Below are 18,943 nucleotides of genomic sequence, written 5' to 3' on the forward strand. Positions count from 1 at the left end.
TCCTTATTTACGGCCTTTACGCTGCTGCTTTTTAGGTTGAGCAGCCGGTTTTTCCGGTTGTTCAACAGCAGCCATACCACCCAGGATCTCACCTTTGAAGATCCATACCTTAACGCCGATTACACCGTAAGTGGTGTGCGCTTCAGAGGTGTTGTAGTCGATGTCAGCACGCAGAGTGTGCAGCGGTACGCGACCTTCGCGGTACCATTCGGTACGTGCGATTTCCGCGCCGCCCAGACGGCCGCTAACTTCAACTTTGATACCTTTAGCGCCCAGACGCATTGCGTTCTGTACAGCACGCTTCATAGCACGACGGAACATAACACGACGTTCCAGCTGAGAAGTGATGCTGTCAGCAACCAATTTAGCGTCCAGTTCAGGCTTACGAACTTCAGCGATATTGATCTGTGCAGGAACGCCAGCGATATCCGCTACGACCTTGCGCAGTTTTTCTACGTCTTCGCCTTTCTTACCGATAACGATGCCAGGGCGAGCAGTGTGAATAGTCACACGGATGCTCTTAGCTGGACGCTCGATAACGATACGAGATACAGACGCTTTAGCCAGTTCCTTAGTCAGGTACTGACGTACTTTAAAATCGCTGTCCAGGTTGTCAGCGAATTCTTTGGTGTTCGCAAACCAGGTAGAGTTCCATGGTTTTACAATACCCAGGCGAATACCATTAGGATGTACTTTCTGACCCATTGCTAGTCTCCAGAGTCTCAGCGATCGGACACAACCACAGTAATGTGGCTGGTGCGCTTCAGGATGCGATCTGCACGACCTTTCGCACGCGGCATAATGCGCTTCATGCTTGGGCCTTCATCTACGAAAATTTTCGCGACTTTCAGATCGTCGATGTCAGCGCCATCGTTGTGTTCAGCGTTAGCAATGGCAGATTCCAGTACTTTCTTGACCAATACCGCAGCTTTCTTGTTGGTATAGGTCAGGATGTCCAGGGCCTGCGACACTTTCTTACCGCGAATCAGGTCAGCAACAAGGCGAACCTTCTGTGCAGAAGAACGAGCATGGCGATGTTGAGCTAAAGTTTCCATCTCTTCCTCCTACCTTATTTCTTCTTCGCTTTTTTATCAGCAGCGTGGCCGCGATAAGTACGAGTCGGTGCGAATTCACCCAGTTTGTGACCAACCATTTCGTCGGTAACAAAGACTGGAACGTGCTGACGACCATTATGGACAGCGATGGTCAAACCGATCATGTTAGGAAAGATCGTTGAACGACGGGACCAAGTGCGCAGGGGCTTCTTGTCTCCGCTTTCCACCGCTTTCTCTACCTTCTTCAGCAAGTGCAGGTCAATAAAAGGACCTTTCTTGAGAGAACGTGGCATGGCTTATCCTCTAAAATTATTTGCTACGGCGACGTACGATAAATTTATCAGTACGCTTGTTGCTGCGGGTCTTCTTACCTTTGGTCTGAACGCCCCACGGAGTTACCGGGTGCTTACCAAAGTTACGACCTTCACCACCACCATGTGGGTGGTCGACTGGGTTCATCGCAGTACCGCGAACGGTAGGACGAACACCACGCCAGCGTGCAGCACCAGCTTTACCCAGAACGCGCAGCATATGCTCAGCATTGCCAACTTCGCCCAGAGTAGCGCGGCAGTCTGCTTCGACTTTACGCATTTCACCAGAACGCAGACGCAGGGTGACATAAGCACCGTCACGCGCAACGATCTGAACGTAAGTACCCGCGGAACGCGCCAGCTGACCGCCTTTACCTGGTTTCATTTCTACGTTATGAACGGTAGAACCAACCGGGATATTGCGCATCGGCAGGGTGTTGCCTGCTTTGATTGCAGCATCAACGCCAGACTGAATCTGGTCGCCAGCTTTCAGGCCTTTAGGGGCCAGGATGTAACGGCGTTCGCCATCTTTGTACAGAACCAGCGCGATGTTCGCGGAACGGTTCGGATCGTACTCAAGACGCTCAACAACTGCTGGGATACCGTCTTTGTTGCGTTTGAAGTCAACAATACGATAAGCCTGCTTGTGGCCACCACCGATGTGACGAGTGGTGATACGGCCATTGTTGTTACGACCACCGGATTTGCTGTTTTTTTCCAGCAACGGAGCAAAAGGTTTGCCCTTGTGCAGCTCAGGGTTAACCACTTTAACTACGTGGCGACGACCCGGAGATGTCGGTTTACATTTAACAACTGCCATTGTATTACTCCTCCGACTTACTCAGCGCCGCCAACGAAGTCCAGGTTCTGGCCTTCTTTCAGGGTGACGTAAGCTTTTTTCCAGTCGCTACGACGACCGATACGCTGTCCGTGACGTTTAACTTTCCCTTTAACTACCAGGGTGTTAACGACTTCGACTTCGACTTCAAACAGTTTCTGCACAGCAGCTTTGATCTCTGCTTTGGTCGCGTCTTTAGCAACTTTGAGAACGATGGTGTTTGTTTTTTCCATCGCAGTAGACGCTTTTTCAGAAACGTGCGGTGCGCGCAGCACCTTCAGCAGACGTTCTTCACGAATCATGCCAGCATCTCCTCAACTTGCTTAACAGCATCAGCAGTCATTACGACTTTGTCGAAGGCGATCAGGCTAACCGGGTCGATACCAGTCGCGTCGCGTACGTCAACCTTGTGCAGGTTACGCGCGGCCAGGAACAGGTTCTCGTCCAGCTCACCGGTGATGATCAGCACATCTTCCAGAGCCATGTCTTTCAGTTTCTGTGCCAGCAGCTTAGTTTTAGGCGCTTCAACAGAGAACTTCTCGACAACGATCAGACGATCCTGACGTACCAGTTCGGACAGAATGCTTTTCAGCGCGCCGCGGTACATCTTTTTGTTAACTTTTTGACTGTGGTCCTGTGGACGCGCAGCGAAGGTCACGCCACCTGAACGCCAGATCGGGCTCTTGATAGAACCTGAACGCGCACGGCCGGTACCTTTCTGGCGCCATGGCTTTTTGCCTGAACCAGTTACTTCAGCACGAGTCTTCTGAGCACGAGTACCCTGACGAGCACCAGCTGCATAAGCAACAACAACCTGGTGAACCAGCGCTTCGTTGAAATCACGACCGAAGGTAGTTTCGGAAACAGTCAGCGCGCTCTGCGCGTCTTTCAATACTAATTCCATTGCTATCCCCTTACGCCTTCACAGCTGGTTTAACGATCAGGTCGCTACCGGTTGCACCCGGGACCGCACCTTTAACCAGCAGCAGGTTGCGCTCAGCGTCAACACGTACTACGTCCAGGCTCTGAACGGTTACACGTTCGTTGCCCAGCTGACCTGCCATTTTCTTGCCTTTGAACACTTTGCCCGGAGTCTGGTTCTGACCGATAGAACCCGGAACGCGGTGAGACAAGGAGTTACCGTGAGTAGCGTCCTGGGTACGGAAGTTCCAGCGCTTAACGGTACCAGCAAAACCTTTACCTTTAGAGGTACCGGTTACGTCAACTTTTTTAACGTCAGCAAACAGCTCAACGCTAATGTCCTGACCTACGGTGAACTCTTCGCCTTCAGCAAGACGGAATTCCCACAGACCACGGCCAGCTTCAACGCCAGCTTTAGCGAAGTGACCCGCTTCTGGTTTGGTTACACGGTTAGCTTTTTTAGCACCAGTGGTAACCTGAATAGCGCGGTAGCCATCGTTAGCCAGATCTTTAACCTGAGTAACGCGGTTTGCTTCAACTTCGATTACGGTTACTGGGATAGAAACGCCATCTTCAGTGAAGATGCGGGTCATACCCACTTTTTTACCGACTAAACCAATCATTGTTTCAACCTCTCAATCGCTCGATGACCTGATTAACCCAGGCTGATCTGCACGTCTACACCGGCAGCCAGATCCAGACGCATCAGAGCATCAACGGTTTTCTCAGTTGGCTCAACGATGTCAACCAGACGCTTGTGAGTGCGGATTTCGTACTGATCACGCGCATCTTTGTTAACGTGCGGAGAGATCAGAACGGTAAAGCGCTCTTTGCGGGTCGGCAGCGGGATCGGACCACGGACTTGCGCACCAGTGCGCTTAGCAGTCTCGACGATTTCCGCGGTTGATTGATCGATCAGACGATGATCAAACGCTTTAAGGCGGATACGGATTCTTTGGTTCTGCATGAGACCAGAGCTCCAATTATTTTATAAACGAAAATGATTACTCCTCAAACCCATTACGATTGATGGGAGAGTGTAACCGTTCTTACGTAGCTCCCCAATTGGGAGCATTGTTGAGTAACAAAGTGAGCTACTCTGGTTCAGATTGAACCCGCCGTCAATTACGACAAGCCCGCGCATTATACGTAAATCTGGGGAAGACGCAAGTGCCGTTTAGAAATTAAGCGCTAAAGACGTACTCTGCGTAAGGCCTCGCATTTTTTTATGCAAAGTATCCCTTCTCAACTCTTCGTCTGAAGCCGCTACGCAATTGCTGTTTTTGCACATTGCCGGACATGTAGATTATTACGAGTATGCGCTCAAACCGTTTTGAGGCTTTCGCTATGCTACTGTCCCTCCCCTTTCTGCTGATCTATTTTGCTTTATCGGCCTTGCTTGTTCGCACCGATATTCGCACGGGGCTTCTTCCCGATAAATTTCTTTGCCCGCTGCTATGGACCGGCCTGCTTTACCAGCTCTGCCTCCATCCTGATTTTTTGCCGAGCGCGGTGGTGGGTGCGCTGGCAGGATACGCCGGATTCGCCGTTATCTATTGGGGATATCGGCTCATCTGCCGACGTGAAGGTATGGGATATGGCGACATAAAATATCTGGCGGCGCTGGGGGCATGGCATGGCTGGTGTGTACTGCCAGTACTGGCACTCGTAGCCGCGTTAATGGCTCTGCTGTATCTGGTTGCTTTCTCGTTGTTTACTCCTGATAAGCAGGCATTAAAAAACCCACTGCCTTTTGGGCCATTTCTGGCGGCAGCGGGTTTATGCGTTGGCTGGGAAAGCCTGATTAACTTTCCACTTTGATCTGAGACTGAAGGTAGTTCTGTAGGCCAATTTTGCTAATGAGATCCAGTTCGGTCTCAAGCCAGTCGATGTGCCCTTCTTCATCGGCCAGGATCTGGATCATCATATCGCGGCTGACGTAGTCATGTACGCTGTCCGCATAGGCAATGGCTTCACGCAGGTCTTTTGCACCCTCCAGCTCCAGCCGGAGATCAGAACGCAGCATCTCTTCGACATCTTCTCCGATGCCCAGTTTTCCGAGATCCTGTAGGTTAGGAATGCCTTCGAGGAATAAAATACGCTCAATGTATTTATCGGCGTGTTTCATTTCATCAATGGACTCATGGTATTCAACATCGTTGAGGCGAGTCAGTCCCCAGTTTTTGAACATTCTTGCATGGAGAAAATACTGATTGATTGCGACAAGCTCATTTCCCAATAATTTATTGAGATAACTTATGATTTTAACATCACCTTTCATTATATAGTCCCTCCGCTTCCACTCATTGAAGCGTAGATCGGGCTACGGGGATGTCAAAAAAAAGATAGAGGCTTACGCGATCTCTTTGAATTCCGGGATCTGCATCAGTTCGTCCTGCATGATCTCACGCGCTGCGCGAACGCATTTACCGCATTGATTTCCCACCGGAACAAACTTGCGAAGCTGCTGGAAAGATTGTGGTTGAAACTGGCGAACGGCCTGACGAATTTTTTTGTCGCTTACACCATTACATAAACAAACGTACATAAAGACTCCCGTTCAAAATATGCGCAAAGTGTAAGTGAGAATGGTTATGATTACAATAGCACAGGCGCCGGAATACGTGGCGGGAGAAGACAAAAAATGCGAATTTTTATGACAGCGACTTTACGGTAGAAAACAAAAAAGGACGCCGAAGCGTCCTTTTTATTTCAGGGATAATTAATTAGCCCAGAACTTTAGCAACAACGCCCGCGCCAACGGTACGGCCGCCTTCACGGATTGCGAAACGCAGACCGTCGTCCATCGCGATTGGGTGGATCAGAGTCACAACCATCTTGATGTTGTCGCCTGGCATTACCATCTCTACGCCTTCTGGCAGTTCGATGGTACCGGTCACGTCAGTTGTACGGAAGTAGAACTGTGGACGGTAGCCTTTGAAGAACGGAGTATGACGGCCGCCTTCGTCTTTGGACAGAATGTACACTTCAGATTCGAACTTGGTGTGTGGCTTGATTGAGCCTGGCTTCGCCAGAACCTGACCACGTTCGATTTCTTCACGTTTGATACCACGCAGCAGAACACCAACGTTCTCACCAGCACGGCCTTCGTCCAGCAGTTTGCGGAACATTTCAACGCCAGTACAGGTAGACTTCGCAGTCTCTTTGATACCAACGATTTCAACTTCTTCACCAACTTTGATGATACCGCGCTCTACACGACCGGTAACAACGGTACCACGACCGGAGATGGAGAATACGTCTTCGATTGGCAGCAGGAATGGCTTGTCAATCGCACGCTCTGGTTCTGGGATGTAAGAATCCAGGTAGCCAGCCAGTTCGATGATTTTCTCTTCCCACTCTGCTTCGCCTTCCAGCGCTTTCAGCGCGGAACCACGAACGATTGGAGTGTCGTCGCCTGGGAAATCGTACTGAGACAGCAGTTCACGAACTTCCATCTCTACCAGTTCCAGCAGCTCTTCGTCATCAACCATGTCGCACTTGTTCAGGAACACGATGATGTAAGGAACGCCTACCTGACGACCCAGCAGGATGTGCTCACGAGTCTGAGGCATAGGGCCGTCAGTCGCAGCAACAACCAGGATCGCGCCGTCCATCTGCGCAGCACCGGTGATCATGTTTTTAACATAGTCGGCGTGGCCTGGGCAGTCTACGTGTGCGTAGTGGCGAGTCGGGGTGTCATACTCAACGTGAGAGGTGTTGATGGTGATACCACGAGCTTTTTCTTCTGGTGCGTTATCGATCTGATCGAAAGCACGAGCAGCACCGCCGTAGGTTTTAGCCAGTACGGTAGTGATTGCAGCAGTCAGGGTAGTTTTACCATGGTCAACGTGGCCGATAGTACCAACGTTGACGTGCGGTTTTGTACGTTCAAATTTTTCTTTAGACACGGCTATATTCCTTACTATAGTGCTCTCCCCTTCGGAGAGAGCACGGGACTTAGGTTTTAATCCTGTGGATTACTTACCACGGGCTTCGATAACGGCCTGAGCAACGTTGTTCGGCGCATCATCATACTTCAGGAATTCCATAGTGTATGATGCACGACCTTTGGTCAGAGAACGCAGCTGAGTTGCATATCCGAACATTTCAGACAGCGGAACTTCAGCGTGGATCTTAACGCCAGTTACTTCGGATTCCTGACCACGCAGCATACCGCGACGACGGCTCAAGTCACCGATAACGTCACCGGTGTTCTCTTCAGGAGTTTCTACTTCAACCTTCATGATCGGCTCAAGCAGAACTGGTTTTGCTTTCTTAAAGCCTTCTTTAAAGGCAATAGACGCAGCCAGTTTAAACGCCAGTTCAGAGGAGTCAACGTCGTGGTAAGAACCGAAGTGCAGACGAACACCCATGTCTACAACCGGGTAACCAGCCAGAGGACCAGCTTTCAGCTGCTCCTGGATGCCTTTATCAACGGCAGGGATGTATTCGCCAGGAATTACACCACCTTTGATGTCGTTGATGAACTCGTAACCTTTCGGGTTAGAGCCCGGCTCCAGTGGGTACATGTCGATCACAACGTGACCGTACTGACCGCGACCACCAGACTGCTTAGCGTGTTTACCTTCAACGTCGGTAACTTTCGCGCGAATCGCTTCGCGGTAAGCAACCTGAGGTTTACCCACGTTCGCTTCAACGTTGAATTCACGCTTCATACGGTCAACGATGATGTCCAGGTGCAGTTCACCCATACCAGCGATGATGGTCTGGTTAGATTCTTCATCAGTCCATACACGGAATGATGGGTCTTCTTTCGCCAGACGGCCCAGAGCCAGACCCATTTTTTCCTGGTCAGCTTTGGTTTTTGGTTCAACTGCGATGGAGATTACCGGCTCAGGGAATTCCATACGCTCCAGAATGATCGGGTGATCCGGGTCACACAGAGTGTCACCAGTGGTCACGTCTTTCAGACCGATAGCAGCAGCGATGTCGCCCGCACGAACTTCTTTGATCTCTTCACGTTTGTTAGCGTGCATCTGTACGATACGGCCAAAACGTTCACGCGCCGCTTTCACGGAGTTCAGGATGGTGTCACCGGAGTTAACCACACCAGAGTAAACGCGGAAGAAGGTCAGGTTACCCACGAATGGGTCGGTAGCAATTTTGAACGCCAGTGCAGAGAATGGCTCTTCATCACTTGCGTGACGCTCAGCCGGAGTATCTTTACCGTCGTCCAGGATGCCGTTGATCGCAGGAACGTCAATCGGGGATGGCAGGTAGTCAACTACCGCATCCAGCATCGCCTGAACACCTTTGTTCTTGAACGCAGAACCACAGGTTACCAGGATGATTTCGTTGTTCAGAACGCGCTGACGCAGAGCAGATTTGATCTCTTGCTCAGACAGTTCTTCACCACCCAGGTATTTTTCCATCAGCTCTTCAGAAGCTTCTGCTGCGGATTCGATCAGGTTCTGGTGCCATTCGTCAGCCAGGTCCTGCATCTCTGCCGGGATATCTTCGTATTCGAAGGTAACGCCCGCATCTGCTTCGTTCCAGTTGATGGCTTTCATTTTCACCAGGTCGATAACGCCGGTGAAACCTTCTTCAGCACCAATTGCCAGCTGAAGCGGAACAGGGTTCGCGCCCAGACGGGTTTTGATCTGGCCAACAACTTTCAGGAAGTTAGCACCCATACGGTCCATTTTGTTAACGAACGCGATGCGTGGAACTTTATATTTGTTTGCCTGACGCCATACGGTTTCAGACTGTGGCTGAACACCACCAACTGCGCAATAAACCATTACCGCGCCGTCAAGAACACGCATGGAACGTTCTACTTCGATGGTGAAGTCAACGTGCCCTGGGGTGTCGATGATGTTTACGCGATGCGGTTCGTACTGCTTAGCCATACCTGACCAGAATGCAGTAGTCGCTGCGGAGGTGATAGTAATACCACGCTCCTGCTCCTGTTCCATCCAGTCCATGGTGGCTGCGCCGTCATGAACTTCACCGATTTTATGGTTTACACCGGTGTAGAACAGAATACGTTCGGTAGTAGTGGTTTTACCGGCGTCGATGTGCGCACTGATACCGATGTTACGGTAGCGTGCGATGGGTGTTGTACGAGCCATTTGATTCCTCGTTTATATCTTTAGGCGTTCAGTTAAGTTACCCAGAGCGGGCGGCTTCTCTGAAGCGCCCGCCTGGTGACTACGACTCCGAAGGGATTACCAACGGTAGTGTGCGAACGCCTTGTTGGCTTCTGCCATACGGTGAACGTCTTCACGTTTCTTAACTGCGGTACCTTTGTTTTCCGCAGCATCAGAAAGTTCGTTCGCCAGACGCAGAGCCATGGATTTATCACCGCGTTTACGAGCAGCTTCAACGATCCAACGCATTGCCAGAGCATTACGACGAACCGGACGAACTTCAACTGGAACCTGATAAGTAGAACCACCAACGCGGCGAGACTTAACTTCTACAGTCGGGCGCACGTTGTCGAGAGCGACTTCGAAGGCTTCCAGTTCATTTTTACCAGAACGCTGAGCCAGGGTCTCCAGCGCGCTGTATACGATTGCTTCTGCGGTAGATTTTTTACCATCTACCATCAGGATATTTACAAATTTTGCCAGCAGTTCTGATCCGAATTTCGGATCTGGAAGAATTTTACGCTGACCAATGACGCGACGACGTGGCATGGGATTACTCCGTTGTTAATTCAGGATTGTCCAAAACTCTACGAGTTTAGTTTGACATTAAGATAAATCAGTTTGGCCTTACTTAACGGAGAACCATTAAGCCTTAGGACGCTTCACGCCGTACTTGGAGCGAGCCTGCTTACGGTCTTTAACACCTGAGCAGTCCAGCGCACCACGAACGGTGTGGTAACGAACACCCGGAAGGTCTTTAACACGACCGCCACGGATCAGGATCACGGAGTGCTCCTGAAGGTTGTGACCTTCACCACCGATGTAGGAAGTCACTTCAAAACCGTTAGTCAAACGCACACGGCATACTTTACGCAGTGCGGAGTTTGGTTTTTTAGGAGTGGTGGTATATACACGAGTACATACGCCACGTTTCTGCGGGCAGGCTTCCAGCGCAGGCACGTTGCTTTTTGCAACTTTGCGTGCACGTGGTTTGCGTACCAGCTGGTTAACTGTTGCCATTAAATAGCTCCTGGTTTTAGCTTTTGCTTCGTAAACACGTAATAAAACGACCTCATACAATATGAGGACGCGAAATTTTAGGGCTACGTCGAAAAGGTGTCAAGAAATATACAGCGATCTCAAATCACCAGTTCATTTGACTGGCGTGCGTCACAGTAAGATTGACGAATTCAGTATAGCCAACCACGTCAATTTTGGCTGAAATTTGACCAGAAAGACCCCGCGCATCCAGATCCTCTTTCAGCGCAGAGACTGTTATGGGGGCATTCGCGAGGATTTCAACAAAACGGCTGCCTTCAAGCGCCGCGAGCACGCCATCCTGAATCAGCAGCAGATCATCACCTTCGCGCAGCATGCTCAGTAACGTGTCGATATCGCATTGCCACGGTGAACGGCTCAGGGTATGGAGCATGGCAGCCTCAGAAAGTCAGAACGGTATCGTAGTGAGAGAGTTGTTCGCGCAGCGCAGCAGATGTCAGGATCGTCACGTCCAGCACGAACGGTGTTTTCTCGTTTAACCCACGCGCGGCCAGCGAGTCGGCGCACACATAGAAGGTTTCAATGTCATAGAGCGGCAGAACTTTAAAGGTCGCAATGTAGTCGCGCGCAAGAATGGCCTGCGGTTGTTGGCCTGCAAGAAGCTGGAATACGCCATCGCCTAAAAAGAAGACGCCGATATCTTCGGTTAATGCCGATGTCGCGAGCAATGCATCCAGCCCTTCCCGGCCTGAAGCGCTGCCATGCGGCGCAGAAGTAAAAACAAACGCTACACGCTTCATCAAAATTGCACCACTCTGTCGCAGGTCAACGCCGCCTGTGCCAGGGCACCTAGACCACTGAGGGAAAAGCCTGGTTGCAGGTTAGCCCCCGCCAGACCAAGGCGTTCGGCTTCGGTCGCATCCGTCACGCCGCGACGCAGTGCCGCCGCGACGCAGATATGCAGGTCAACGCCCTGCGTTTCGTTTAATTTTTGCCAGGCGCGCACAAGGTCAAACTCATCGCTCGCCGGGGACGTAAACTGGTTCGCGTTATAGACCCCTTCACGATAGAAGAAGACGCTTGCCAGTTCATGACCGGCATCAAGCAGCGCATGGGCAAACTGTAGCGCGCTGCTGGCCTGCTGGGTACCGTACGCCGGGCCCGTCACCATTAACGCAAAACGCATTACTTGTCTTGTCCCAGAAAGTCGCCGCTTTTGAACTGGCGAATATAGAGGTAAACCGTGTGTTTGGAGATATTCAGGCGATCGGCCACCTGGTTGATGGCATCTTTGATATCAAAAATCCCTTTCTCATAGAGGTTCAGGACGATCTGACGATTCTTGGCGTTGTTGGATACGTTGCGATCGGCATTCACCTCTTCAATGGTGAACTCCAGCGTCTGGGTCACGAGATCCTCAACCGAAGAAGCAAAGTTCACCGATGAGCCCACGTCCGGCGTTTCTGGCGGGATGAAGGTGCTCATGATTTGCGAGAATGGCACATCAAGGTTCATGTTGATGCACAGCAAACCGATTACCCGGTGTTCGCGGTTTCGAATCGCGATCGTTTCTGATTTCATCAGCACGCCGCTTTTGGCGCGGGTGAAATAGCATTTTGAGACGCTGCTGTCCGCGCCGGTCATGTCATGCAACATACGCAATGCAAGGTCGGTGATTGGCGAACCAATTTTACGGCCAGTGTGCTCACCATTCGCAATGCGGATAGCGGAACACTTAAGATCTTGCAGGGAATGCAATACGATTTCGCAGTGGGAACCAATGAGCATCGCTAACCCGTCCACTACCGCTTCGTAGGATTTCAGAATATCGAAGTCGGTCTGGTCAAATGGACGTTGATCCAGCAAATCAAGTTCACTGGTTTCGTTGGTTAAAAGCGACCTGGACATGAAAAAAACACTCCTTTTCAGGAGCCTGTCGTTAGGTTTTCAGGGCAGGCTCATTATCTACACGGACAACTAAATTAATACAGCGTGTATAACGCTTTCCAGTGTTAATTATATCTGCCCCACAATAAAAAAACCGCCGCCTGTAAAGGCGGCGGTTTTTTTCAGCATTACTTCTTAGCTGCTGCGGCTTTGTCGTCAGCCGGTGCGTCTGTTTTCGCATCCGCTTTCGGCGCCGGTTTGATGTCCAGCAGTTCTACATCAAATACCAGCGTGGAGTTAGCCGGGATACCCGGAACGCCGGTTTTGCCGTAAGCCAGATCCGGTGGGATGACCAGCTTGATTTTACCGCCTTTCTTGATGTTCTTCAGGCCTTCGGTCCAGCCCGGGATCACACCATCCAGACGGAAGGAGAGAGGCTCACCACGGGTATAAGAGTTATCGAACTCTTTACCGTCGATCAGCGTACCTTTGTAGTTCACCACAACGGTGTCGCTGTCTTTAGGCGCGTCGCCAGTACCTTCTTTCTCAATCTTATAGATCAGGCCAGTAGAAGACGTTTTAACGCCTTTCTCTTTAGCGAACTTGTCGCGGTAGGCTTTGCCTTTCGCTTCGTTATCTTTAGCATCTGCTTCCATCTTGGTCTGAGCGGCGCCTTTCACGCGCGCTTCAAACGCTTGCAGAGTCTGCTCGATTTCCTGGTCAGACAGTTTGCTCTTGTCTGCGAACGCATCCTGGACCCCTGCGATCAGCTGGTTTTTGTCCAGTTTGATGCCCAGTTTCTCTTGTTCTTTCAGAGAGTTTTCCATGTAACGACCCAGAGACGCGCCAAGTGCGTAGGCGGATTTCTGGTCGTCATTTTTGAATGCCGCTTTGCTGTCTGTAGTCGCAGCAGGCTTCGCAGCAGTATCAGCAGCGAAAGACAGCGGCGCATTGAGCGCTACAGCCATAGTGGTCGCCAGCAGCGTAACTTTAAACAGTGATTTCATCCATATCTCCAGGACCTGAGGTCTCTCACCCCAGTGTTAAACGTAAATGAGTGACGTACTATAAAACGTTGTGGAAGAAATCTACAGACAGACTCCCCCGAATGTCGCTTCTTTTCAGACTATTTTTGTTTAAATAAGTTTCTTGTCAGGGAGATGGATACTGTACTTAAGGAAAAAGTCAGCTAAACTTCGCCGCCGCTGGTCCATTATGGCGAACGACAGATAAACGAGGTGAATGATGAAGGATACAACGATCGAAGCGAGACTGGCTGAGCTGGAAAGCCGCCTGGCTTTTCAGGACATCACCATCGAAGAACTGAACCAGACCGTGACGGCCCATGAGCTTGAAATGGCAAAACTGCGCGATCACATGCGCCTGCTGACGGAAAAGCTGAAGGCCACGCAGCCGTCAAACATTGCCTCTCAGTCAGAAGAGACGCCACCACCTCATTATTGAGGCGTAAAAAAAGCGGGATTATCCCGCTTTTTTATTTTCCGGAGTACGGAATCAGTGGCAACCGCAGCCGCCGTTACCGCAACCACCTTTACCGTGGCCGTGGTCATGACCATGGTCGTGGCCGTGACCACCGCAGCAGCCGTCATGGCCGTGATCGTGGTCATGGTCGTGACCGTGCGCACCGTGAACGTGGCCATGAGCCAGCTCTTCTTCAGTCGCTTCACGGATCGCAACAACTTCTACGTTGAACTTCAGGTTCTGACCCGCCAGCATGTGGTTGCCGTCAACCACAACGTGGTCGTCTTCAACTTCAGTGATTTCAACCGGAACCGGACCCTGGTCAGTTTCCGCCAGGAAGCGCATGCCAACCTGCAACTCGTCAACGCCCATGAATACGTCTTTAGGAACGCGCTGAACCAGGTTGTCGTCATACTGACCGTAAGCGTCGTTCGCGCCTACAGCAACGTCGAATTTGTCGCCAACTTCATGGCCTTCCAGCGCCGTTTCCAGGCCGGAAATCAGGGAACCGTGACCATGCAGGTAGTCCAGCGGCGCACTCACCGGAGACTCATCAACCAACACACCGTCTTCTGTACGTACCTGATAGGCCAGGCTGACCACCAGGTCTTTTGCTACTTTCATGATATCTCCTGAGCGTGGGAAAATTGCTGGCGCAGATTGTAGCGGAAATCTGCACCCGTGTACCCTTAAGCTTAAAAAAACTCAGAGCATATCGCTAGTCTGGATGAAAAATGCCGATCACTTGCTCTTCTTTGCGAACATGATCGCGGGCTTCTTTGTCGGCCTCACGCATCTGGTGACCGCACTTAACACATTCAACGATATCGATATTATTTTCACGCCACATGGCCAGCGTATCTTGCGCCTGGCAGGATGGGCATTTTGCGCCCGCGATAAAGCGTTTACGTACAGCCATCTTTCGTTACCCTTTATTCAAATTCATCCCAGCCGTCGAGCTGGCGTCGTTCCTGTTGCATCTCACGCTGGAAGATCTCCTCCAGTTCGCGACGCGCTTCCCGCATGCGGGAGATCTGCGCCGTGTCGCTGTGCACGGGCATCAGTTCACGCAGCATTCGCATATCCAGCCTGCGGAAATGCATCTGGGCGCGTTGCGCCTGATGAGGATGCATACCCAGCGAAACCAGCGCCTTGCGTCCCAGCTCCAGCGCGCTGGAGAAGGTTTCGCGGGAGAAGTGTTTCACACCCGCCTGCAAAAGTTCGTGAGCCTCCACACGTCCACGCGCACGCGCCAGAATATGCAGATGCGGGAAATGCTGCTGGCACAGCTCCACCAGCTTCATCGTGTCTTCCGGATCGTTGCAGGTGATGACGATGGACTCCGCAGCCTCTGCGCCCGCCGAGCGCAACAGCTCAAGCTGCGTCGCATCGCCGTAGTACACCTTATAACCATATTTGCGCATCAGGTTGACGGCGCTGATATCGCGCTCCAGCACCGTAATGCGCATTTTATTTGCCATCAACAGGCGACCAATCACCTGTCCGAAGCGACCAAAGCCCACAACGATCACCTGCGGTTTATCATCTTCCACCCACGGCGCTTCGTCTTCATCGTCTGCGGGATTCAGGCGGCGCGACAGCAGTTTGTCCACCAGCTTCATCAGCAGCGGGGTGGTCATCATCGACAGCGTGACCGTCACCAGCAGCAGCGCCATCTGGTCATCTTTGAACAGCTTCTGAGACGACGCCGTGGAAAACAGCACAAACGCAAATTCTCCCCCCTGGCTTAACACGCTGGAAAACTGCATTCTTTCCGAGCTGCGCAGCCCGTAAATCCTCGCGAGGAGATACAGCACCAGCGTTTTGACCGCCACCAGCACGGCGACACTCGCAATAACCCACAGCAGATGGGTATAGAGCACGCCAAGATTAAGCGCCATACCCACCGAGATAAAGAACAGCCCTAGCAGCAGCCCCTTAAACGGATCGATGGCGGTCTCCAGCTCGTGGCGGTACTCGCTTTCCGCAAGCAGCACCCCGGCGATAAACGTCCCAAGCGCCATCGACAGCCCCAGCGCATCCATAAACAGCGCTGAGCCAAGCACCAGCAGCAGCGTTGCGGCGGTGAATACCTCGCGCACGCCAGATGCTGCAATAAACCGGAATACCGGACGCAGTAAAAACCGTCCGCCGATCAGCATCCCCGCGAAGGCCAGCACCTTCATGGAAATCTTCATCCAGTCGAAATGATCGTCTCCGGATCCCGCCAGCAGCGGCACCAGCGCCAGCGCCGGGATCACCGCTAAATCCTGGAACAGCAGCACCGAAAAGCCCAGTTGCCCCGCCTCGTTGCGGTTCATCCCTTTGTCGCGCATCAGCTGAAGCGCCATCGCCGTCGACGACATCGCAAGACCGATCCCGCCAATCACCGCGGCCTGCCAGGAAAACTGCGTCAACATCAGCAGTCCCGCGAGAATGGCCGCGCTGAGTAACACCTGCGCCGCCCCGACGCCAAAAATAGATTGCCGCAGCTGCCACAGCTTGGAGGGGTTCAGCTCAAGGCCAATGATGAACATCAGGAAGACCACGCCCAGTTCAGAGAAGTGGAGAATTTCATCCACATCGCTGATAAACCCAAGCCCCCAGGGGCCAATGGCTATCCCAGCCAGCAAATAACCCAGCACCGCGCCAATGCCGAGACGCGCGGCAAGCGGGACCGCGACGACGGCGGCGAACAAAAACAGCACCCCGGCAAGGAGTAAATTCGAACCGTCCATTAGCGTCCTCCCGCCGGAATCGGTGACGCCAGCCATTCGCCATAGGCCCTGGCATGGCTCGCCAGCGCTTTCGGATCCTGCCGCCGTGCCCAGTAGATAATAATCGGGCTCATCCAGTGCATACGGCACATCGCCGCCGTCAGCTCAAACGGCCGCAGAATGTCGCTCATGGGGTAACGGTTCAGCCCGTCGTGACGGTAAGCGCTTTCCGGCTCACCGGTGGTAATGACACTCCGCCAGTACTTTCCCGCCAGCTGGTTGCCCCCCACCCCGCTGGAGAAGCCCCGGCTCAGCACGCGGTCCAGCCACTCTTTCAGCAATGCCGGACAGCTGTATGTATAAAGCGGATGCTGGAACACAATCACGTCGTGCTGACGCAGCAGTTCCTGCTCGTAAGGAATATCGATAAAAAAATCGGGATAGTGCGCGTAGAGATCGTGCACCGTTACGTTACTGAGCTGTGTGGCCGGCTTAAGCAGCACCCGGTTCGCCACCGAGTCCTGTGATTCCGGATGGGCATACAGCAGCAGCACTTTCGCTGTCTGAGACATCATTCCCCTCCCGGTTCTGTTTTTGTGTATTGTTGTCGTTTTGGGCTACCATGGCGGCCCGGTGGGGAAAATGGCCCACACCTTACATTATCATAATGACAAATTAACATAGTCGGAACATACGGCGCTTCTATGATTGTTTTCTCCTCGTTACAAATTCGTCGCGGCGTGCGCGTCCTGCTGGATAACGCGACTGCTACCATCAACCCGGGCCAGAAAGTGGGGCTGGTCGGCAAAAACGGCTGCGGTAAATCCACCCTGCTGGCACTGCTGAAAAACGAGATAAGCGCGGATGGCGGTAACTTTACCTTCCCGGGCAACTGGCAGCTCGCCTGGGTGAACCAGGAGACGCCCGCGCTGAGCGAACCCGCGCTCGACTATGTTATCGACGGCGACCGTGAATACCGCAAGCTCGAAGCAGAGCTCAACGCCGCCAACGAACGCAACGACGGCCACGCCATCGCCACCGTCCACGGCAAGCTGGACGCCATCGATGCCTGGACCATTCGCTCCCGCGCCTCCAGCCTGCTGCACGGCCTGGGTTTCAGCAACGAACAGCTTGAACGCCCGGTGAGCGATTTCTCCGGCGGCTGGCGTATGCGCCTCAACCTGGCGCAGGCGCTGATCTGCCGCTCCGACCTCCTGCTGCTCGATGAACCCACCAACCACCTCGATCTTGATGCGGTTATTTGGCTGGAGAAGTGGCTCAAGAGCTATCAGGGCACTCTGATTCTGATCTCCCACGACCGCGACTTCCTCGATCCGGTGGTGGATAAAATCATTCATATCGAACAGCAAAGCATGTTCGAATACACCGGCAACTACAGCTCTTTCGAGCGCCAGCGCGCGACGCGCCTTGCCCAGCAACAGGCGATGTATGAAAGCCAGCAGCAGCGCGTGGCGCACCTGCAAAGCTTTGTGGATCGCTTCAAGGCCAAGGCGTCAAAAGCCAAGCAGGCGCAGAGCCGCATCAAGATGCTGGAACGCATGGAGATGATCGCTCCCGCGCATGTGGATAACCCATTCCACTTCAGTTTCCGCGAGCCGGAGAGCCTGCCGAACCCGCTGCTGAAAATGGAAAAAGTGAGCGCGGGCTATGGCGATCGCATTATCCTCGACTCTATCAAGCTCAACCTGGTGCCAGGTTCACGCATTGGCCTGCTGGGACGTAACGGCGCCGGTAAATCGACGCTGATCAAGCTGCTGGCGGGCGAGCTTAACCCGGTCAGCGGCGAAATCGGCCTGGCGAAAGGCATCAAGCTTGGCTACTTCGCCCAGCATCAGCTGGAATTTTTACGCGCGGATGAATCGCCGATCCAGCACCTGGCGCGCCTGGCGCCGCAGGAAATGGAGCAGAAGCTGCGCGACTACCTCGGCGGCTTTGGCTTCCAGGGCGATAAGGTAACTGAAAATACAGCGCGTTTCTCCGGTGGTGAAAAAGCGCGTCTGGTACTGGCGCTGATCGTCTGGCAGCGTCCAAACCTGCTGCTGCTTGATGAACCAACCAACCACCTCGATCTCGACATGCGTCAGGCGCTGACCGAAGCGCTGATTGAGTTCGAAGGGGCGCTGGTTGTCGTGTCGCACGATCGCCACCTGATCCGCTCCACCACCGACGATCTCTATCTGGTACACGGCGGCAAAGTCGAACCGTTTGACGGCGACCTGGAAGACTACCAGCAGTGGCTGACGGACGTGCAGAAGCAGGAAAACCAGCCGGAAGAGTCAGCGAAAGACAACGCCAACAGCGCCCAGGCGCGTAAAGACCAGAAGCGCCGTGAAGCGGAGCTGCGCACCCAGACGCAACCGCTGCGTAAAGAGATTGCCCGCCTCGAAAAAGAGATGGAAAAGCTCAACGCCACGCTTGCTGCCGTCGAAGAGAAGCTGGGCGACAGCGAACTGTACGATCAGAGCCGCAAAGCGGAGCTGACGGACTGTCTGCAAACTCAGGCGAAAACCAAATCCAGCCTCGAAGAGTGCGAAATGGCATGGCTGGACGCGCAGGAACAGCTGGAAGCGATGCTGCAAGCCGACTAACACGCCGGGAG

Annotated in this window: 26 protein-coding genes; 3 read left to right on the forward strand and 23 right to left on the reverse strand. The window is 52.8% G+C overall.

The genetic code is table 11. The features are described from left to right. Positions 1–3 precede the first annotated feature (3 nt). The 8 genes from rpsC to rpsJ are packed head-to-tail and all read right to left on the reverse strand — an operon-like array spanning position 4 to position 4,092. Positions 4–705, reverse strand: a complete 702-nt coding sequence (gene rpsC / locus SK47_RS19780) for a 30S ribosomal protein S3 (RefSeq protein WP_000529945.1) — start codon at positions 703–705, stop codon at positions 4–6. A gap of 17 nt (positions 706–722) precedes the next feature. After that, positions 723–1,055: a 50S ribosomal protein L22 gene (rplV, locus tag SK47_RS19785; protein WP_002919773.1), complete on the reverse strand. Its 333-nt coding sequence runs from the start codon at positions 1,053–1,055 to the stop codon at positions 723–725. Between the two features lie 14 nt (positions 1,056–1,069). Next, entirely contained in the window at positions 1,070–1,348 is a 279-nt protein-coding gene (rpsS, locus tag SK47_RS19790; protein WP_001138117.1) for a 30S ribosomal protein S19, read from the reverse strand. 16 nt (positions 1,349–1,364) lie between these two features. After that, entirely contained in the window at positions 1,365–2,186 is an 822-nt protein-coding gene (gene rplB / locus SK47_RS19795; RefSeq protein WP_000301859.1) for a 50S ribosomal protein L2, read from the reverse strand. 17 nt (positions 2,187–2,203) lie between these two features. After that, entirely contained in the window at positions 2,204–2,506 is a 303-nt protein-coding gene (gene rplW / locus SK47_RS19800) for a 50S ribosomal protein L23 (protein ID WP_000617546.1), read from the reverse strand. Then, positions 2,503–3,108, reverse strand: a complete 606-nt coding sequence (rplD, locus tag SK47_RS19805) for a 50S ribosomal protein L4 (protein WP_000424395.1) — start codon at positions 3,106–3,108, stop codon at positions 2,503–2,505. The genes rplW and rplD overlap by 4 nt, the downstream gene beginning before the upstream one ends. Positions 3,109–3,118: 10 nt before the next feature. Further along, the gene (gene rplC, locus SK47_RS19810) at positions 3,119–3,748 is read right to left on the reverse strand and encodes a 50S ribosomal protein L3 (RefSeq protein WP_003863274.1); all 630 of its coding nucleotides are present in this window, start codon (positions 3,746–3,748) and stop codon (positions 3,119–3,121) included. A gap of 32 nt (positions 3,749–3,780) precedes the next feature. Further along, entirely contained in the window at positions 3,781–4,092 is a 312-nt protein-coding gene (gene rpsJ, locus SK47_RS19815; protein WP_001181005.1) for a 30S ribosomal protein S10, read from the reverse strand. A gap of 380 nt (positions 4,093–4,472) precedes the next feature. Between rpsJ and SK47_RS19820 the strand changes: the two genes are divergently transcribed. After that, a complete protein-coding gene (locus tag SK47_RS19820; RefSeq protein WP_045895829.1) occupies positions 4,473–4,946 on the forward strand; it encodes a prepilin peptidase in 474 nt (157 codons plus the stop codon). Here SK47_RS19820 and bfr read toward each other — a convergent pair. From bfr to fkpA, 11 genes are all read right to left on the reverse strand, one after another. Next, positions 4,930–5,406 (reverse strand): bacterioferritin, encoded by a 477-nt coding sequence (gene bfr, locus SK47_RS19825; RefSeq protein ID WP_003863270.1) that lies wholly within the window; start codon positions 5,404–5,406, stop codon positions 4,930–4,932. The two genes, SK47_RS19820 and bfr, sit on opposite strands and share 17 nt — an antisense overlap. Before the next feature lie 72 nt (positions 5,407–5,478). Next, a complete protein-coding gene (gene bfd, locus SK47_RS19830; protein ID WP_003863268.1) occupies positions 5,479–5,673 on the reverse strand; it encodes a bacterioferritin-associated ferredoxin in 195 nt (64 codons plus the stop codon). A gap of 178 nt (positions 5,674–5,851) precedes the next feature. Beyond that, a complete protein-coding gene (gene tuf / locus SK47_RS19835; protein WP_022651945.1) occupies positions 5,852–7,036 on the reverse strand; it encodes an elongation factor Tu in 1,185 nt (394 codons plus the stop codon). Positions 7,037–7,105: 69 nt separating this feature from the next. Continuing rightward, on the reverse strand, positions 7,106–9,220 hold the full coding sequence (gene fusA, locus SK47_RS19840) for an elongation factor G (protein ID WP_022651946.1): 2,115 nt from the start codon (positions 9,218–9,220) through the stop codon (positions 7,106–7,108). 96 nt (positions 9,221–9,316) lie between these two features. Further along, positions 9,317–9,787, reverse strand: a complete 471-nt coding sequence (rpsG, locus tag SK47_RS19845) for a 30S ribosomal protein S7 (protein WP_003861706.1) — start codon at positions 9,785–9,787, stop codon at positions 9,317–9,319. Between the two features lie 96 nt (positions 9,788–9,883). Beyond that, the gene (rpsL, locus tag SK47_RS19850) at positions 9,884–10,258 is read right to left on the reverse strand and encodes a 30S ribosomal protein S12 (RefSeq protein ID WP_000246815.1); all 375 of its coding nucleotides are present in this window, start codon (positions 10,256–10,258) and stop codon (positions 9,884–9,886) included. A gap of 124 nt (positions 10,259–10,382) precedes the next feature. Then, positions 10,383–10,670, reverse strand: a complete 288-nt coding sequence (tusB, locus tag SK47_RS19855) for a sulfurtransferase complex subunit TusB (RefSeq protein ID WP_047055082.1) — start codon at positions 10,668–10,670, stop codon at positions 10,383–10,385. Positions 10,671–10,677: 7 nt separating this feature from the next. Beyond that, positions 10,678–11,037, reverse strand: a complete 360-nt coding sequence (gene tusC / locus SK47_RS19860) for a sulfurtransferase complex subunit TusC (protein ID WP_003861700.1) — start codon at positions 11,035–11,037, stop codon at positions 10,678–10,680. Beyond that, a complete protein-coding gene (tusD, locus tag SK47_RS19865) occupies positions 11,037–11,423 on the reverse strand; it encodes a sulfurtransferase complex subunit TusD (RefSeq protein WP_003861699.1) in 387 nt (128 codons plus the stop codon). Before tusD ends, tusC begins: the two co-directional genes overlap by 1 nt. Then, positions 11,423–12,145 carry a helix-turn-helix transcriptional regulator gene (locus SK47_RS19870; RefSeq protein ID WP_003861697.1) on the reverse strand — a complete coding sequence of 241 codons (723 nt, stop codon included), beginning with the start codon at positions 12,143–12,145 and terminating at the stop codon, positions 11,423–11,425. The genes tusD and SK47_RS19870 overlap by 1 nt, the downstream gene beginning before the upstream one ends. Before the next feature lie 167 nt (positions 12,146–12,312). Continuing rightward, positions 12,313–13,131, reverse strand: coding sequence for an FKBP-type peptidyl-prolyl cis-trans isomerase (gene fkpA, locus SK47_RS19875; protein WP_048241732.1), 819 nt, complete (start codon positions 13,129–13,131; stop codon positions 12,313–12,315). A gap of 238 nt (positions 13,132–13,369) precedes the next feature. Between fkpA and SK47_RS19880 the strand changes: the two genes are divergently transcribed. Next, positions 13,370–13,588 (forward strand): protein SlyX, encoded by a 219-nt coding sequence (locus SK47_RS19880; RefSeq protein WP_003861693.1) that lies wholly within the window; start codon positions 13,370–13,372, stop codon positions 13,586–13,588. A gap of 51 nt (positions 13,589–13,639) precedes the next feature. On the opposite strand, the gene slyD is transcribed toward SK47_RS19880, so the two are convergent. The 4 genes from slyD to kefG form a co-directional block, all read right to left on the reverse strand. Continuing rightward, positions 13,640–14,230, reverse strand: coding sequence for a peptidylprolyl isomerase (slyD, locus tag SK47_RS19885; RefSeq protein ID WP_003861691.1), 591 nt, complete (start codon positions 14,228–14,230; stop codon positions 13,640–13,642). Positions 14,231–14,324: 94 nt separating this feature from the next. Next, positions 14,325–14,525, reverse strand: coding sequence for a YheV family putative zinc ribbon protein (locus SK47_RS19890; RefSeq protein ID WP_003861689.1), 201 nt, complete (start codon positions 14,523–14,525; stop codon positions 14,325–14,327). A gap of 13 nt (positions 14,526–14,538) precedes the next feature. After that, positions 14,539–16,344: a glutathione-regulated potassium-efflux system protein KefB gene (gene kefB / locus SK47_RS19895; protein ID WP_048244964.1), complete on the reverse strand. Its 1,806-nt coding sequence runs from the start codon at positions 16,342–16,344 to the stop codon at positions 14,539–14,541. Beyond that, positions 16,344–16,898 carry a glutathione-regulated potassium-efflux system ancillary protein KefG gene (kefG, locus tag SK47_RS19900; protein ID WP_059288194.1) on the reverse strand — a complete coding sequence of 185 codons (555 nt, stop codon included), beginning with the start codon at positions 16,896–16,898 and terminating at the stop codon, positions 16,344–16,346. Before kefG ends, kefB begins: the two co-directional genes overlap by 1 nt. A 129-nt stretch (positions 16,899–17,027) precedes the next feature. Between kefG and SK47_RS19905 the strand changes: the two genes are divergently transcribed. After that, positions 17,028–18,932, forward strand: a complete 1,905-nt coding sequence (locus tag SK47_RS19905) for an ABC transporter ATP-binding protein (protein ID WP_003861684.1) — start codon at positions 17,028–17,030, stop codon at positions 18,930–18,932. The last annotated feature ends 11 nt before the right edge of the window (positions 18,933–18,943 follow it).

This window comes from Enterobacter sp. BWH52 (genome assembly GCF_001037565.1).
Classification (GTDB): Bacteria; Pseudomonadota; Gammaproteobacteria; order Enterobacterales; family Enterobacteriaceae; genus Enterobacter; species Enterobacter hormaechei_C.

Bases quoted from the DNA above. Each gene is read 5' to 3' on its own strand.
- tusD (WP_003861699.1), bottom strand. From the start codon at position 11,423: ATGCGTTTTGCGTTAATGGTGACGGGCCCGGCGTACGGTACCCAGCAG.
- tusB (WP_047055082.1), bottom strand. From the start codon at position 10,670: ATGCTCCATACCCTGAGCCGTTCACCGTGGCAATGCGATATCGACACG.
- rpsC (WP_000529945.1), bottom strand. From the start codon at position 705: ATGGGTCAGAAAGTACATCCTAATGGTATTCGCCTGGGTATTGTAAAA.
- rplV (WP_002919773.1), bottom strand. From the start codon at position 1,055: ATGGAAACTTTAGCTCAACATCGCCATGCTCGTTCTTCTGCACAGAAG.
- rplC (WP_003863274.1), bottom strand. From the start codon at position 3,748: ATGATTGGTTTAGTCGGTAAAAAAGTGGGTATGACCCGCATCTTCACT.
- rpsJ (WP_001181005.1), bottom strand. From the start codon at position 4,092: ATGCAGAACCAAAGAATCCGTATCCGCCTTAAAGCGTTTGATCATCGT.
- bfd (WP_003863268.1), bottom strand. From the start codon at position 5,673: ATGTACGTTTGTTTATGTAATGGTGTAAGCGACAAAAAAATTCGTCAG.
- slyD (WP_003861691.1), bottom strand. From the start codon at position 14,230: ATGAAAGTAGCAAAAGACCTGGTGGTCAGCCTGGCCTATCAGGTACGT.
- SK47_RS19880 (WP_003861693.1), top strand. From the start codon at position 13,370: ATGAAGGATACAACGATCGAAGCGAGACTGGCTGAGCTGGAAAGCCGC.
- rplB (WP_000301859.1), bottom strand. From the start codon at position 2,186: ATGGCAGTTGTTAAATGTAAACCGACATCTCCGGGTCGTCGCCACGTA.
- rpsS (WP_001138117.1), bottom strand. From the start codon at position 1,348: ATGCCACGTTCTCTCAAGAAAGGTCCTTTTATTGACCTGCACTTGCTG.
- SK47_RS19905 (WP_003861684.1), top strand. From the start codon at position 17,028: ATGATTGTTTTCTCCTCGTTACAAATTCGTCGCGGCGTGCGCGTCCTG.
- rplW (WP_000617546.1), bottom strand. From the start codon at position 2,506: ATGATTCGTGAAGAACGTCTGCTGAAGGTGCTGCGCGCACCGCACGTT.
- kefG (WP_059288194.1), bottom strand. From the start codon at position 16,898: ATGATGTCTCAGACAGCGAAAGTGCTGCTGCTGTATGCCCATCCGGAA.
- SK47_RS19820 (WP_045895829.1), top strand. From the start codon at position 4,473: ATGCTACTGTCCCTCCCCTTTCTGCTGATCTATTTTGCTTTATCGGCC.
- rpsL (WP_000246815.1), bottom strand. From the start codon at position 10,258: ATGGCAACAGTTAACCAGCTGGTACGCAAACCACGTGCACGCAAAGTT.
- bfr (WP_003863270.1), bottom strand. From the start codon at position 5,406: ATGAAAGGTGATGTTAAAATCATAAGTTATCTCAATAAATTATTGGGA.
- fusA (WP_022651946.1), bottom strand. From the start codon at position 9,220: ATGGCTCGTACAACACCCATCGCACGCTACCGTAACATCGGTATCAGT.
- kefB (WP_048244964.1), bottom strand. From the start codon at position 16,344: ATGGACGGTTCGAATTTACTCCTTGCCGGGGTGCTGTTTTTGTTCGCC.
- tusC (WP_003861700.1), bottom strand. From the start codon at position 11,037: ATGAAGCGTGTAGCGTTTGTTTTTACTTCTGCGCCGCATGGCAGCGCT.
- fkpA (WP_048241732.1), bottom strand. From the start codon at position 13,131: ATGAAATCACTGTTTAAAGTTACGCTGCTGGCGACCACTATGGCTGTA.
- rplD (WP_000424395.1), bottom strand. From the start codon at position 3,108: ATGGAATTAGTATTGAAAGACGCGCAGAGCGCGCTGACTGTTTCCGAA.
- rpsG (WP_003861706.1), bottom strand. From the start codon at position 9,787: ATGCCACGTCGTCGCGTCATTGGTCAGCGTAAAATTCTTCCAGATCCG.
- SK47_RS19870 (WP_003861697.1), bottom strand. From the start codon at position 12,145: ATGTCCAGGTCGCTTTTAACCAACGAAACCAGTGAACTTGATTTGCTG.
- SK47_RS19890 (WP_003861689.1), bottom strand. From the start codon at position 14,525: ATGGCTGTACGTAAACGCTTTATCGCGGGCGCAAAATGCCCATCCTGC.